The following is a 14,340-nucleotide window of genomic DNA, read 5'->3' on the forward strand; positions in this document are numbered from 1 at the left end:
CCAGACTAGCTAGGCGCCGGGATCGCGCCAACTCTTGTCGGCTGGTCGACCCAGATAGGGGAGGACCAGGCTCGTTCTTCGATGTCGCTCAGGCAATCGTCCTCGTAGTCGGTTTTCGCGTCCTCGCCGTGGCACGGGTCGAGCGCGATGCAGTTGCCGTCGCCGTCGTAGCTACACCGCAGGTTCTTCCCGTTCACGGCGGGGCTCGGTTCCTGGATGGCCCGGACATAGTAAATCGTGTCGCGGCCGGTGGCGACGAACTCTTGGTCGTCGAACTCGGCGACGCAGCCCGCGGCGCCGCCGTCGCAGGGGAGCGTTTGCCAAGGGTCCTCGATGAGACCTCCCACCGGTTCGTCGTCGTGGAGTTGCGGTCGCATGCGCACGACTTCGATGCGCGTGATCCGCTTCCGCTCGTCGGCCGGGTGATAGCACTCGTTGCGGCAGAGGTCGTGGAGCCTCTCTTCACTGAGAGCGGCCGTTACAAACTCGGGGCAGCCGGGGTTCTGCTCCAGGGCACCTACGGCCCGAACCCGGAACCGAGGCGTCTCCGAGAGGGTGACTTCCGACCCCATCGGCAGCGCGCCGCCTTGTGCGCTCAGCAGATCGAACCACAGGAGGATTCGGTCTCCGCTCGTCCCGTAGACCTCGCGCTGCTTCAGGCCTTGCCAGATGGCATCACGACCGCGACCGGCGGAGTGTACCGCGACCAGGCCTCCGGTCGTGAAGAACGAGGACATCCGCTCGACGTCGCGCGTGGCGAAGGGAACTTCGGGTTGCTCGTCGAGCGCGACCGAGTACGGGACCGGCGGGTTCTGGTTGTTCAGGAGGTCGGGGGCATCGGCGCGGGGCCCCTTGCCCTCGGTCATCTCGCTGCGATCGACTTCCTTGTAGCCGGTCCCCGGTCGCGCCGTGTGATTGTCGCTCGATGCGATGAAGCCCATCCGCGTAGCGACTGGGACTTCGCCCTCGAAGTTCTTTCGCACGAGCATGTATTGCGCCGACATGCGCGGCCGGTAGTCGAAGGCAGGGAGGAAGCAGTCGCGGCACTGGCCGGCATCGAGCCAGTCCTCGACAGCCGTCCCTGGCACTGTGCGGAAGCCGGTCTTGCCCCCGGCAACGTGGTTCGCGCGAGCGAGCGCGGCGCGTGTCTGACACTCGTCCTCGCTCTCGCCCGCCGCGAGGCAGCGATCCCGGATGATCTCGCCGGCCCGCCTGCAGTTGGGCAGGTACCCCGACGGTCCCGGCAGAGTCGGGGGACAGATCTCGTTTCCGTTTGCGTCGAGCTCCACGTCGAGGAAGTCGCGGTACTCTTCGGAGTTGCCGTGGCCGGAGTAGATCTCCACGAGCGTCTGTCGCTTCGGGTCATCGTTCGCGGGGCCGATCTGGGAGTCCCAGGTGGATCCGGGCGGTGACGTGTTCCCCCACGTCGTCCCGTGCGGGATGACGATCGACTCGACGCCCCATTCGTCGAGCTTCGCGAACAGCTCCCCCGGAGTGCGGGCGCTCTCCTTGCAAGAGTCGGGGAGCTCGCGGACCGGGACACCCGTGGGGCACGGCGGGACGGTCGACGTCTCCTCGAGAAAGCGCGTGAAGTCGAGGGTCCGCCGGTCGTGGATCAGGAGAGCCAGGCCGGCGCGGGCTATCGGAGGCATCGCGACGATGTCGCCGCCATCGGGGTAGATGGAAGCGATCGGCCGGGTCGGGACGCGCGCTTCGTCGAGATCCTTCAGCAAGATGTTCTTGTGCCCGAAGTGATTCTTCGCGGTCGCCCCGTCCTGCGTCCATTCCCAACCGAGAAAGGCGGTGACGTCGGGGTCTTCGGGTGTGGTGACGGCGTTGCATTGGCGGATGCTGTCGACGGTCTCCCGCCAATGCTCGGGGGTGAGCGACTCGGCGTGATCGTTGATGGACCAGAAATCGAGTGCCGAGCAGAAACGTGCGAAGTCGCAGGCGTCGGCCGGAGGATGCGCCCCTTCGCCGGACACGAGAGGCAGGCTCATCACGAAGGCATCGGACGAGAAGGTGGTGTGCACGTGGAGGTCGCCGAAGAGGATCTGCTTCTCGGCCTGGCCGAGGGCGGCCGCGGCCGCCTCTCTTTCTGCCGCACGTTGCGCGAGGGCGCCCGGGGGGAGCGCGACGGCTGTCACCTCTCCCGCAGGCTCGTGATTGCCGAAGGCACCTCGGCCGAGTGCGTAGAACCCGCCGGCGGCGAGAACCACGAGGACGATCAGGGCATAGACAAGGCGTCGCAGCACGGTCCACTGAAATAAGCCTCCGGGCGCTCGAGCGCCAGCGGCGCGGGACTCGCTGTCAGCGCGATCTTCGATTAACCATTACCCCATGGCCGCGCACAACAATCCCGTTCTCGTTCCCTCATTCATCGGTACCGCCGCCCCCGGAGTTCACGTGTTGGGAGGGATGGGGAATGCCCTTTCGGTGGAGATGGCGGAAGGGGTCCTGCAACTCGACACCGGAAATGCACCGAAGAAAGCGAAGAAGGCGCTCGCACGGCTGCGGGAGCTGACGGACGCTCCGGTGTTCGCGATCCTCTATTCCCACGGCCATCTCGGGTACAACGATGCGGTAGGCGTCTGGCTCGAGGACGCGGAAATGCGCGGTGATCCGCGACCTCGGATCATCGCCCACGAGAACCTGGTGACGCGGTGGACGCGCTACCGCGAGACCGAGGGCTTACAAAAGCACTTCGCCGAGCTGCAGCTCTGTCTCCCGATCGGCACCCTCGATGCTCATCGACTCCCCCTCGAGATGCCGAGCGAGACGTTCACGGACACGCTCGTCTTCGAAGACGGCGATCGGCGCGTCGAGGTCTTCTGGGCGCCCTCGGAGACAGACGACGCGGTTGCGCTGTGGCTGCCGAAGGAGAGGGTGCTCTACGGTGGCGCGGCCGTCACGCCGACCATCCCCAACATCGGCACGCCCCTGCGAACCCAACGGTATGCAATCCGTTGGGCAGAGACGCTGGAGCGCCTCGCCGCACTCGATCCGAAGTTGATGGTGATGGAGTTCGGCCCCTCCGTTGAAGGCGAGACGGACATCCAGAAGATGCTTCTCTCGATGGCCGAGGCCCTTCGGTGGATCCGCGGCCAGGTCGTCACGGGATTGAACGCGGGCAAAGGCGTCGAGCAGATCGTTGCGGAGATCGAGTATCCCGACGAGCTCTTCTCGTTGCCGTGGATGTCGCCGACCTACGGTCATCCGGACTTCATCACGCGTGACATCTTCCGTTCCGAGAACGGTTGGTGGGACCGCAACCCGACCCATCTGCACCCGGCGACACCCGAGGCCGCCGGTGCGGCCGTTCTCTCGGCGATCACGGATCGGGAAGCGGTGCTCACGAAGGCACGGGAGTTGTTCCGGACCGGCGACGGCGCGACCGCTCTGCACGTGGTTGACGTACTAGCGCTCGCGCCCGGCGACGACCCGGATGTCGTGCGAGCGCGCGCCCTGAAGGCCGAGATTTGCCGGTCCCTCGGTGAGAACGCGCCGAGTTTTGTCTCGCAGAGCCTCTACGGTTCGTGCGCCGACATCATCGAGCATGGGGCGAAGCGGCCTACCGGCGTGAGGTAGCCGCCTACGAGAGCTGGAGCCGCTGCAGGGCCTCGTCGGCCTCGCTCATGATTCGCGAGATGAGTTCGGCGCAGGTCGGCCGGTCGTCGATCACCCCGGCGACTGAACCGCTCGGCAGATAGCCGCCGACGGGGTCTCCGTCCTGCATGGCGCGTTTGGCGAGCATCGGGGCATTCGCGGCGAGGAGCATCTGAGATCGCGTGAGCTTTTCGTTCTGGCGCATGGCGAGTCCGGACTTGAGGAGATCGAAGAGCGAGGCGCCCGAGGTCTTTCGGAACTCGAGCGCGTTCCGCGCCGCGAATATCAATCGGCTCAAACCGCTCTTGGTCTCCAGTTCCCGGACGAGCTCGTTCACGATCACACGCTGGGGAAGGCCGTCGATCTCCGAGGTGACGATCACGTCGGTGAGGCTCGCGCCGATGTAGCGGTCCGTCGTGACTTCGGGGACGGGGCTCTCTGCGGTCATGAGGAAGCGCGTCCCCATCGCGATGCCGGCGGCGCCCCGTGCGACGGCCGCGACGAGTCCACGACCATCCTTGAAGCCGCCTGCCGCGATGACCGGGATCTTCACGGCATCCGAGCAGGCGGAAACCTGAAGGGACGTCGCGATCACCCCGGTGTGCCCGCCGCCCTCACCGCCCTGAACGATCACGGCATCGGCGCCGAGCTTCTCAGCTTTCTGCACGTGCCGGGGCGCACCGCATGTGGGGATGCATAGGACGCCTCCGTTCTTCAGCTTGTTGATTAGATCGGCACTGGGCGCGCGGTTGTATCCGGCGGCACGGACCCCGTGCGTGAGGATCATCTGCGCGATCTCCTCGGCGCCCGGAGCGTCCATGAGGAAGTTCACACCGAAGGGACGGTCGGTCAGTTCCTTCGTTCGGACGATGGCTTTCTCGACCTCGGGCAGCGGGAGTGCCGCTGCGGCGAGGAACCCGAATGCACCGGCGTTGCAGGCACCAGCCACGAGCTCGGGCGTCGCGACCCAGCCCATGCCGGTCTGGATGATGGGGGTCGGCATGCCGAGCAACTCGGTGAGGCGGGTCTTCAGCGGGTGTCCGTCCGGCAGGTTCATCCACCCCTTAGTAACAGCCAGAACGTCATCATGGGGTGACATTCCCCCGGTTCTGTCGCATTCTCCCGGTCGGATCCTGGACCCGTGAGGCCGGGCGGAGGCGCGCATGAAGAATTCGCTCTGTAAATTGGGAGTTTTAGCGACGGTTCTGGCCCTGGCAGTGGGACTGCCCGCGCCGGGTGCGGCCGCGGACAAGAAATCGGCGAGTCCGACCGAGGCCGATGCGGGCACGGGGAGGCCTGGGTCGAGCAAGCGCGTGCGCACGCCGAAGCCCGCTGCGGTGAACGTCACCAAGAAGTCGTTCCAGAGCCTGGAGAAGGAAGGTCAACTCACGCTCTCGAGCCCGAAGCTCAGCGCCGAAGGCGCGCGCGAGAACCGGAGCCTCGACGAGGCCATGGGTGCGATTCTGGCCGAGCAGCTCGGGAAGACCAAGCTCGTAGATCGGTACACCGAGGTTCCGGCCGCAGACGGGAAGAGATTCGCGCGGACCGAGGCCGGCAACTACGTCACGCGTCTCGGGACGCGCGACGGTCGCGTGGAGCAGGTCGTACTTCTGGGGCCGAGCTTTGCCACACGGGAGCTGTCGGAGACGCTCGCCGAGCTGGGGCGGCCGATGAACGCGGAGTCCAACTACGCCGCCCTCTACGAAGGCTTCCAGGGTGCGCTCGCGGCGGACCCGGCCGGACTCGGGGTCCTGCTGAAGGGAATGCCGGCTCCGGGAAAGCTCGGCAAGAAGGATCCGAAGAAGCTGCTGCGAGACCTCGCAAAACGTTGGACCAAGGCTCCCCCGACGAAGATCCCGCCGACCAAGGGCAAGCAGGACTGCGGGCTGAGCTGCGGGAAGCTCGCATCGCCGCGTACGCTCGTCGCCGGGAGTGACGGAGGTGCGTGTTACGAGAAGTCGAAGACCGGCCTATGGGCAACCGCGGATTGGCAGATGAAGGGATCCTCGACCTGCGTGAAGGACCAAGGGGAGACGCGAGGCGCCAGCGTCGCGTTCGCGATCAACGCAGCGGTGGAGACTTCCATCCGGCGGGAGCACGATCTTTGCGCGGATCTCTCGGAGCAGCATCTCCACTATCAGCAGAAGAACCATTGGTTCCCGATCCCGCCGAACTTCGGTGATGATCTGAATTCGCCGAGTTCCGTGTTCGGGATGATGGTGGGCGACTACGAGTTTCGCGGCGAGGCGCAGTGGAAATACAACCTCTCCCCGCAGCGAACCGAGGTTACGTCGAAGACCAAGGCCTTGGGCATTCTGCAGGGGTACCAGGGCTCTTGTGCGGGCTACGCCGACAAGCCGTGCTCCGACACGAATCACCAGGGCCAGTACGTCTGTGCGAAGGGAACTCGCTCTTGTGGCTATAGCGCGCAGATTCCGCCTGCGAAGGGCGAAATCAAGGTGCTCTCGTACAACACGTTCTTCGACGTAACGAACAGCAATCAGACCATCGATGTCGCACCGATGTTCCTTGGGATAGGCCTGCCGGTCGTCGCGTCATTCCAGGTCACGCAGAGCTTCCTCGACGCGGCGGACGACGGCTGGGTGAAGTCCGTGCCGAAGCCGAACAAGTCGAAGAAGGGAGCGCTCGATCCGCTTCGCGGGTGGCACGTCGCAATGATCGAGGGGTACGTGCGCAATCAGGACCTTGCCAAGAACACGCCGCCGGCGGCAGGTGGTGGTTACTTCATCGTTAAGAACTCCTGGGGCCCGTGCGTCGGGGACGGGGGCTACTGGTACGTCCCGAAGAGATGGATGGCGGACCACGCGCTCTCGATGACGGCGCTCACGGGGGTCCAGGCTTACGGGAAGAGCAGCGTGATCAGCGGTGCATTCAACTCCGCGCTGCAGCCGCCCGAGCCGCCCAGCCTGTTGGTTAGCCCGGCCTACATGCCGGTTTATCCGCGGTACTCGGCGCTTCGGTGGAGCGACACGAACCCGACTACGACCAGCTACAGCGTTTGTCTTCGTGAGGCCGTCGAATCGAGCCAGGGCAATGTAGACTGCACGCTCTTTCCGGTACCGCCTGCAGTCGCCGCGCAGAAGAAGTTCATGATCGACTCCTTCGCGTACGAGGAGCCTTACCGCGGCGAGTCCTATTACTGGACCGTTCTCGCCTGCAACGCGGCGGGCTGCCAGTACTCCGACATGAACCGAGTGATTCGGTTCACGCTCCCCAACCCGCGCCTGCAATCGCCTGTTCCTGGCTTCACCGCGACGACCCGAAGTCCGAACTTCCAGTGGTACCGCCTGACGAAGGGCTTCGACGGGCAGGGTAACCCGATCTACGACGAAGAAGTCGAGTCGTACCGCATCACGGTGGGGCCGACGCCGCTTCCCGCGCCGGAACCGCCGTGGGAAGACGAGATGTTCAAGCACTACTCCTCGCCGGGCATTCCGGCAGGAAGCGCCGGAGGAGTGCAGACCCTGCGCTTCCCGGTGCCGGTAACCGATGAGATTCCAGCGAACCTCGGCAGTACCGTCCACTGGTACGTGGAGGCCTGCAAGACCATTGACGGGACGCTAGAGTGTAGTCGGTTCCCGCACTTCCAGAACCGGCCGATGCAGCACGAAGGGGTGTTCTACTTCGGCACCCTGAATCTGCCGGGCGGCGAGGACCCGATGACGTTTGCCCAGGCCTGCGATGTCATCGGTGACGTGGTCGATTCGCCACGTTGTCGGAACTGCCACGCGTCCATCACCGAGGTCACGCGGTACGACACGATGCAGAACCACGGACTGTCGCCGGGTGAGACGTGTTCGAACTGTCACAACCCGAACGGAGGCAACACGCCGTGGCCCGGCCAGGGCGAGCCCGTATGGCACCAGCCCACCGACGCGGGCATGCAGTGGACGGGGCTCTCCACGGGCGAGGTCATCAGTCGAATGGCCGACGAGAACACGAATGGGGACCGCTCGCTGAACCAGATCGCGAGCCACGTCGTGATGGACCACCTGGTTCTGTGGGCCTTCGACCCCGCGGGCGGAAACGGGAACACGGGTGACCGCACCCCGGCTCCCTATGCGGACTCCTATTCCCAGGCGTTCCTCGTGTGGGCGGCGAACTGGGTCGCAAACGGCTCGAGCTGTGATTGAGGGGGGGGCTCTCCGCACTCCTGCAAGTCGCCGGTGGGCACGGGAGCCTTTCGTGATTTCGGCCGGGCGCGGGAGTCGCTGGCGGGTCGCCGAGGACCATGCGGAACCGGTAGTGGCTCCCGTGCCCAGGTCGTGCGCATCAGCCCGCGTCTCGGAGTCGGGCTGGCCGAGTTGGGGGGCGGTGGAGGGTCACCTCGTGATGGGATAGTGCGAACCCATGGCGACATTTCAACAGGACCTCGTGAAGAACAGGGTGGCCCTCGTAACCGGCGGAGCGACGGGGATTGGCAAGGGCATCTCGATCTCGCTCGGAGAACACGGAGCGAAGGTGGTGATCGCAAGTCGCAAGCAGGAGAACCTGGATGCGGCGCGCGCGGAGTTCGAAGGTCGTCAGATCGATTGCCTCGCCATCGTTTGCGACATTCGCGAGCCCGAGCAGGTCGAGAGCTTGATGGCAGAGATCCTCGCCAAGTACGGGAGGCTCGACATCTTGGTGAACTGCGCGGCAGGAAACTTTCCCGCGAAGATCGAAGGGCTGTCCTACAACGGGTTTCGCACGGTCGTCGCGATCGATCTTCTGGGGACCTACAACGTTTCGAAGGCGGCGTTCGAGGCGTACTTGAAGGACAATGGGGGCAGTGTCGTCAACATCACCGCGCCATTCGCGGGCATGGGTGTTCCGTTCCAGGCGCACGCGGCATCGGCGAAGGCCGGTGTCGACTCCCTCACGCGAACCTGCGCCGCCGAGTGGGGGCCACTCGGGATTCGGGTGAATGCGATCGCCCCCGGGGCGATCGACAACACAGAAGGGCTCGATCGGCTTTCCGACATCGGAGGCGGAGGCGGAGGCGGAGGGGACCCCGGTAGCGGCAACCCGCTGCGTCGGGTCGGAACGCGTGAGGACATCGCGAACGCGATCCTCTTTCTGGTGAGCGACGCCTCGTCGTACGTCACCGGTCAAATTCTGAACGTCGATGGCGGCGGCTCGATGGCGATGTCGTCTTGAGATCTACTCGGCGCGGTCCGTGTCCGTCAGCACTCCGGTCACATAGTCGACGGCTGATACTTCGGAGAGGACGTCGTCGTGGCCCATCGCGAAGCCGCGTTCCCCGGTTGCTTCCATCTGTGCTCGTGCCCCGAACTTCCGCGCGCCAGGATCGCGTCGCGCGATCCTCAGGTCATCGCGCGCGGGATTGAACATACGTCAGGCGCCGGCGGGTCGCGTACCGATGACGTCCTGCTCAACGAGGGCGTCGTACTCCTCACCGCTGAGTCCGAGCAGGTCGCACAGGATCTCACGATTGTTCTGGCCGAGGGTCGGCGCAGGCGTTCGGATCCACCTCTCGAGGCTTTCGTACCGGAAGGGAAGGGTTGGTGTGGGGTGCGTCCCCGCGACGGAGTGGGTTACGGTCTCGAAAAAGCCTCGCGCCTGCAGTTGCGGATGATCGGTTCCTCGTCGGGTGTCCCACACGCGCCCGGCAGGCACGCCGGCTGCGACGAGCTCCTCCACGGTCGAATCGAGGTCGCGGTCGGCGAAGAATGTGCGGAGCTCCGCATCGATCCGGTCGTGCGCGGCCCGACGTCCGGGCTCGCTCGCGAGAGCGGCCTCACGCGTCCAGGGTGCGTCGCCGAGCACACGGATGAGCGCTGTCCACTGCTCGTCGCTCGCCACGGAAAGCGCGAGCCATTGCTCGAGTTCCGGAGCGTGTCCCCGGCAAGGATAGATCCCCTGCGGCGCGGCCATCGGGGACCGGTTCCCCATTCGCTGCGGGACGTTGCCGTACGCGGTGTACTCGATCACCTGCTCGGCGGCGGCGTTCAGTGCGCCTTCCACCATCGGGCATTCGACGTGGACGCCGCGGCCGGTGTGGTCGCGTTCCGCAAGTGCGACCATCGATGCGAAGGCGGCGTTCATTCCGGCGAGCGGGTCACACGGCCCCCGTTGTATTCGCGGCTGATCGTCCGCGTGGCCGGTGACCCACGCGAGACCGGAGATCTGATCCATCGTTTGGGCGAACCCGACGTTGTCGCGCCACGGGCCGTCGAGCCCGAACGCCGGCATGCGAACGAGTGAGAGTCGTGGATTCAGTTCCTGCAGCCGCTCCCAGCCGAGTCCGAAGCCGTCGAGGACGCGGGGGCTGTAGTTCTCCACGAGCAGGTCGCACTTCGCGGCGAGTCGCTCGATGACTTCCTTGCCGCGGTCGCCACTGAGATCGATGCAGAGGTCGCGCTTGTTCGAGTCGGCTGCGAGAAAGAAAGCGGAGCATTCCCACCACTCCTCGACCGTTCCTTTGAGAATACCGCCGGTGTAGCGAACGCCGTCCGGTCGGCGGGCGGACTCGACGTGGATGACGTCCGCGCCGAGCGATGCGAGGACGTGGGTTCCGGCCGGGCCGGCCCACCAGTTCGTCATGTCGAGAACGCGCAGGCCCGCGAAGGGGAGGGGCGGCGTCCCTTGGGCAGGGGGGCGGTCCGCGGCGCCCGTCGATGTCTGGTTGGTGTGTTGGCCGAGTGTCGGAGCCGGCCGAGGGGCCTCGGCCGCATTGCCGCCGACGAGATAGGGGCGGCGCGGGTGCTGGAAGCTGCCGTCGGCCGAGTCGACGAAGATGCCGCGGGCGACGAAGTGTTCGTGGAGGAGCGCGTTCTTGCCGTCATTCACGGGTGCGACCGGGATGCGCAGCGCGCTCGCACGCTCCACGATCTCGGCCGTCGTGTGCTTCGTCGTCCAGGCACGAACGGCGTCCTGCCATTCGTCGAATCGCATGGTGCGTCCCGCGACGGTCTCGAGTCCCTCGCCCTCCAAGTCCGGGCGCTCGATCAAGACCAGGAAGTCGGCGAATTGTTGAGCCGAGTTTGTGTTGAAGCCGACCCATCCATCGGCGGTTGGCTCGATCGACGGCGTCTCCGTCGTTCGGGAGGGCCACGGAGCCTCGCGCAGACCCATCAGCCGATAGATCAGATCCATGAAGATGCTGCCAGACAGATTGATGGCGTCGAGCATTGCGAGGTCGACGTGTTCGCCGTGTCCGGTGCTTCGTGCGCGCAGCACCGCGGCGAGAGCGCCCACCGCGCCGAAGGCACCGGCGACCCACTCCGCGATGCGGCCGCCGGCCTGGTAGGGCTCCTGTTCCGGTCGTCCTCGAAGGGCGACGGATCCGCCTTCGGCTTGAACGATGAACTCCGTCCACGGGCGGTGGGCGTAGGGGCCCGACTGTCCGTAGGGGGTGATGGACAGCACGACGGCGCCGGGATGGGCCGAACGCACCCCGGCGACGTCGAAGGCGCCGGGAGTGAAGTCCTCGACGATGAGATCGGCCCCGGTCAGGAGCTCTCGTACGTGCGCGTCCGAGGCGTCGCCGACGATGGATTGCTTCCCCGCGTTCAGAAACCGGAAGAGCGCACCGTCGGTGCCGCCGAGGTCTGCGCCCGTAGACGAGCTGCGCCGAAGGGGGTCTCCGGCCGGGCTCTCGATCTTGAGAACGTCGGCTCCGGCGTCGACGAACAGCTTCGTTGCGTACGGCCCGGCGATCTCCGATGTGAAGTCGACGATGCGGACGCCTTTGAGTCCGTGCATGTCGTCAGCCTCCCGCCGAGCGGGCCGGCCACTGCGCGAAGATTTCGGCGATTGCTTCGGGGATTCGTTTCTTTCGGAGCTCTGGGTTCACCACGGCAGTGGCGCTGCCGTACCACAGCAGGGCTCGGTTGCGGCTATCGCGTGCCTCGATGACGAGCGAGCCCTCTTCGTATCCGTCCATCCAGGCATCGGCGGGGCCCTCGGTCCCACCCTCGGCTTTGTATTGCGCGAAGTCGCCCCACGTATCCTGGATCTGCTTGTGCTGCGTCGAAATGTGCCACGAGAACAACATCTGCGGCTTGGCTGCGCGGACGTAGCCGCGCGCGGCCAGCTCGGCATCGGCGCGCCCACGGATCTCCTGGTCGGTGCGCTCGACGGCCCAGTTGCCGGCCCCCGCGGGATGTAGGGTACCTCTCGAACCGGTGGCGGGCGGTGCGAAGTCGTCGCGATAGCCCACGCGCTGGGGCGGCCCCGGCTGTGTCCATTCGTATGTGCGGTACAACGAGAGGTCCACGCGCGGGTTCGTTTCGACATGGATTCGCATCGGGGGCTGCTTGCCCGCGCACCCGACCGCAGCGACCAACGACAACAAGACGACGAGGTTTTTCAGCTCTCTAGCTCCTGCGTGATGGCGGCGGCGAGTTTCTCGGGATCGAAACCCCACGGCCCGGGTTCTCCCTGGAAGGCGATCCTTCCTCCGCGCCCGATGAGGTAGAGCGGATCGGGCAGGCCGCCGTAGGCGCTCGCGAGTCGGTCGCCGATGGGGTCGATCACGACCGGCATGCGAATTTGGAGACGAAGGGCGCACGAAGTGGCGACGTCTTCCCGCTCGGCGTCGCTCGTGGGGTCGTTTACGCGGATGTCCTGATCGCGATTCATCGTGATGACCCACCCCTCTTCCGGATGCGCTTCTCGGATGTGCACGACGAGGAAGTCGACCTGGTTTCGATGGGCTTCATGGAGATCGTGGAGGCGCCCCAACTGGACACGGAACGGAGGTCAAGTATGGGAGCCGAAGATCAGGGCGACTGGGCGGTTCTTGGACACTTCTGAGAGGTGGAAGGTCTTGCCGGTCTCTTGCTTCGTGCCGCCGCTGTAGTCGAACAGCGGGAGCTCGAAATCGAATGCTGGTCCGTCGGCCTCGACGGTGGCGGTCGAGAGGTCGATCATCTTCGCATCCGCGTGCAGATCGTCGGGGGTGAGAGGCGAGTCGTCCGGCGTGAGCGACTTCCAGTCCAGTCCTTCGGGCATTTTGGTAGCCATGATGGCGCCCATCCTTGCACCCCAGGCGGGGTGGTTCCACTCCCGGCGGCTTCAGCTGCTACGGAGGGAGCGGCATGAGCGCGGAGAGTAGCGGAGAACCGGTGTCGCTCCGGCAAGTGATCCCCGCGGCCCTCGCGGGGATCGCCGTGCTCGCCGTCGTGGTCGGTAGCTTCGTCGCCTCCGAGCGCTTCATCTACTACTGGGATTTCTCGGGCTACTGGCTCGCCACGATCCAGCTGGGGGAGCTGCTCGGTGATCCCAGTGCGGCGCTCGAGCTTCTGGTCGAATCCGTCCGCCACGAGAAGTACAACCTGTTGGCGGCCGTACCGCTCGCTCCGCTCAGTCGGGTCTTTGACTACGACCGCACGGCCTGGGTTCTCGTCGTGCTCGCCGTATACGGCCTGCCCGCCGTGATCGCCCTCGCCATGGTCTCGTTGCGGATGGCCGATGCGGCACGGGTCCGGTGGGCTCCGCTCGTCGCTGTTGCGACGGTGGTCCTTCTTCCCGCCTTGTGGGCGCCACTCCTGCGCGGGTCGATCGGGATCGGAGGAGTCTGGCTCGCCGTCGTCGTGTGGCTGGTCTCCCCGTTTCCGGTGCGGGAGATGTCGATCCGGCGTGCGGTTGGAATCGGCGCGATGCTGGCCGGCCTGATTCTCTTCCGACGTTGGTACGGCTTCTGGGTTCTCTGCTGGGTCCTGGCGCTTGGGATTGAGGCGATGATCGCGCGTGGCGCGTGGCGCGACCGGCTCTCCGGCCTTCGGAAGGTCGCGGTGCAGGCCGCGTCTGCGGGCGTCTTGCTGCTGCTCATCGCGACGCCGATCGCTCTGCAGATGCTCACGACGGATCCGGCCGCGAGCCGCGCAGCGTATCGTGCACTCGACTTCTATGCCGATGGCCTGGGTCGTGCGTCGAATCGGTTCGGCTTCGTGCCACTCGCGTTCGCAGCCGCCGGGTTGGCCGTCGCGTGGCGCAGCCCGGCGCATCGCAGCCTCGCGCGGGTGATGGCCCTGCAAACCTTTCTCATCCTGGTGATCTTCCTGCGGGCACAGCCGTTCGATCGCCACCACTACTATCTGATCGCCCCGCAGATCGGCGTGCTCGCCGCGGTGTTTCTCGTCGATCTCGCGCGCCGTGCCGGCGAGGCGGTCCTGCCGCGCGTCGGTCTCGCCGCGGGCCTGGCCGTTCTGGCGCTCGGGTCGGTCCTCGCGTTCGGTGCTCCGGTGGGACAGGGGTTGAGCGACCCGTGGGGCGTGCTCGCTACCCCGCGGTATCAGCCGCAGGTTCGATACGATCTGCCGGAGATCGTCCGTCTCTCCCGGACACTCGAGGCGCTCGCGGACGAGCCGAAGGACAAGATCTACGTTCTGTCGAGCTACTGGCTGCTCAACGAGGACATCCTGAAGAACGCGCACCTGACGACGGAGGCTCCGAACATCGCGGCCCACGTGGAACTCTCGGCGCATCTCGATCGCAAGGAGCGATTCCCGACGCGGCTCCTTACGGCCGACTATGCGGTGGTGACGGATCCGCCGCGGGTGCACGTGCGAGCGGAGGAACAGGACGTCATCCTCGTGCCGGCCGCGCAGATTCTCGCCGGCACCGGGATCGGTCGCTCCTTCCAGCGCTTGCCCGGCGAGTTCACGCTTCAGGACGGGACGACGGTTTCGATCTACGAGCGTACCGGACCTGTCCGGTCGATGGCGAAGCGACGTCTGCGCGAGCGCCTGGAGCGGGATCTCTAGT

General features: G+C 65.9%; 9 protein-coding genes and 1 pseudogene. 4 read left to right on the plus strand and 6 right to left on the minus strand.

Annotated features, from left to right (window positions below):
- Nucleotides 1-5 precede the first annotated feature (5 nt).
- On the minus strand, nucleotides 6-2,255 hold the full coding sequence (locus tag P8R42_28700) for a DUF3604 domain-containing protein (GenBank protein ID MDG2308579.1): 2,250 nt from the start codon (nucleotides 2,253-2,255) through the stop codon (nucleotides 6-8).
- Nucleotides 2,256-2,340: 85 nt separating this feature from the next.
- On the opposite strand from P8R42_28700, the gene P8R42_28705 reads away from it, so the two are divergent.
- Nucleotides 2,341-3,588, plus strand: coding sequence for an alkyl sulfatase dimerization domain-containing protein (locus tag P8R42_28705; protein ID MDG2308580.1), 1,248 nt, complete (start codon nucleotides 2,341-2,343; stop codon nucleotides 3,586-3,588).
- Between the two features lie 4 nt (nucleotides 3,589-3,592).
- On the opposite strand, the gene P8R42_28710 is transcribed toward P8R42_28705, so the two are convergent.
- Nucleotides 3,593-4,663, minus strand: coding sequence for a nitronate monooxygenase (locus P8R42_28710; GenBank protein ID MDG2308581.1), 1,071 nt, complete (start codon nucleotides 4,661-4,663; stop codon nucleotides 3,593-3,595).
- A gap of 106 nt (nucleotides 4,664-4,769) precedes the next feature.
- Here P8R42_28710 and P8R42_28715 point away from each other — a divergent pair, with 106 nt between their 5' ends.
- Both P8R42_28715 and P8R42_28720 read left to right on the plus strand, forming a co-directional pair.
- Nucleotides 4,770-7,760 (plus strand): hypothetical protein, encoded by a 2,991-nt coding sequence (locus P8R42_28715; protein MDG2308582.1) that lies wholly within the window; start codon nucleotides 4,770-4,772, stop codon nucleotides 7,758-7,760.
- Between the two features lie 217 nt (nucleotides 7,761-7,977).
- Nucleotides 7,978-8,766 (plus strand): SDR family oxidoreductase, encoded by a 789-nt coding sequence (locus tag P8R42_28720; GenBank protein ID MDG2308583.1) that lies wholly within the window; start codon nucleotides 7,978-7,980, stop codon nucleotides 8,764-8,766.
- 198 nt (nucleotides 8,767-8,964) lie between these two features.
- Here P8R42_28720 and P8R42_28725 read toward each other — a convergent pair whose 3' ends face one another.
- The 4 genes and pseudogenes from P8R42_28725 to P8R42_28740 all read right to left on the minus strand — a co-directional run bounded on the left by P8R42_28725 (nucleotide 8,965) and on the right by P8R42_28740 (nucleotide 12,597).
- Nucleotides 8,965-11,334, minus strand: coding sequence for a CoA transferase (locus P8R42_28725; protein ID MDG2308584.1), 2,370 nt, complete (start codon nucleotides 11,332-11,334; stop codon nucleotides 8,965-8,967).
- Nucleotides 11,335-11,338: 4 nt separating this feature from the next.
- Nucleotides 11,339-11,878 (minus strand): DUF4136 domain-containing protein, encoded by a 540-nt coding sequence (locus P8R42_28730; protein ID MDG2308585.1) that lies wholly within the window; start codon nucleotides 11,876-11,878, stop codon nucleotides 11,339-11,341.
- A 62-nt stretch (nucleotides 11,879-11,940) separates the two neighbouring features.
- Nucleotides 11,941-12,318, minus strand: a pseudogene (locus P8R42_28735) (deiodinase-related protein).
- 15 nt (nucleotides 12,319-12,333) lie between these two features.
- Nucleotides 12,334-12,597: a hypothetical protein gene (locus P8R42_28740; protein MDG2308586.1), complete on the minus strand. Its 264-nt coding sequence runs from the start codon at nucleotides 12,595-12,597 to the stop codon at nucleotides 12,334-12,336.
- A 101-nt stretch (nucleotides 12,598-12,698) separates the two neighbouring features.
- Here P8R42_28740 and P8R42_28745 point away from each other — a divergent pair, with 101 nt between their 5' ends.
- Nucleotides 12,699-14,339: a hypothetical protein gene (locus P8R42_28745; GenBank protein ID MDG2308587.1), complete on the plus strand. Its 1,641-nt coding sequence runs from the start codon at nucleotides 12,699-12,701 to the stop codon at nucleotides 14,337-14,339.
- The last annotated feature ends 1 nt before the right edge of the window (nucleotide 14,340 follow it).

The sequence above is a fragment of the Candidatus Binatia bacterium genome (assembly GCA_029243485.1).
Lineage (GTDB): Bacteria > Desulfobacterota > Binatia > UBA12015 > UBA12015 > VGTG01.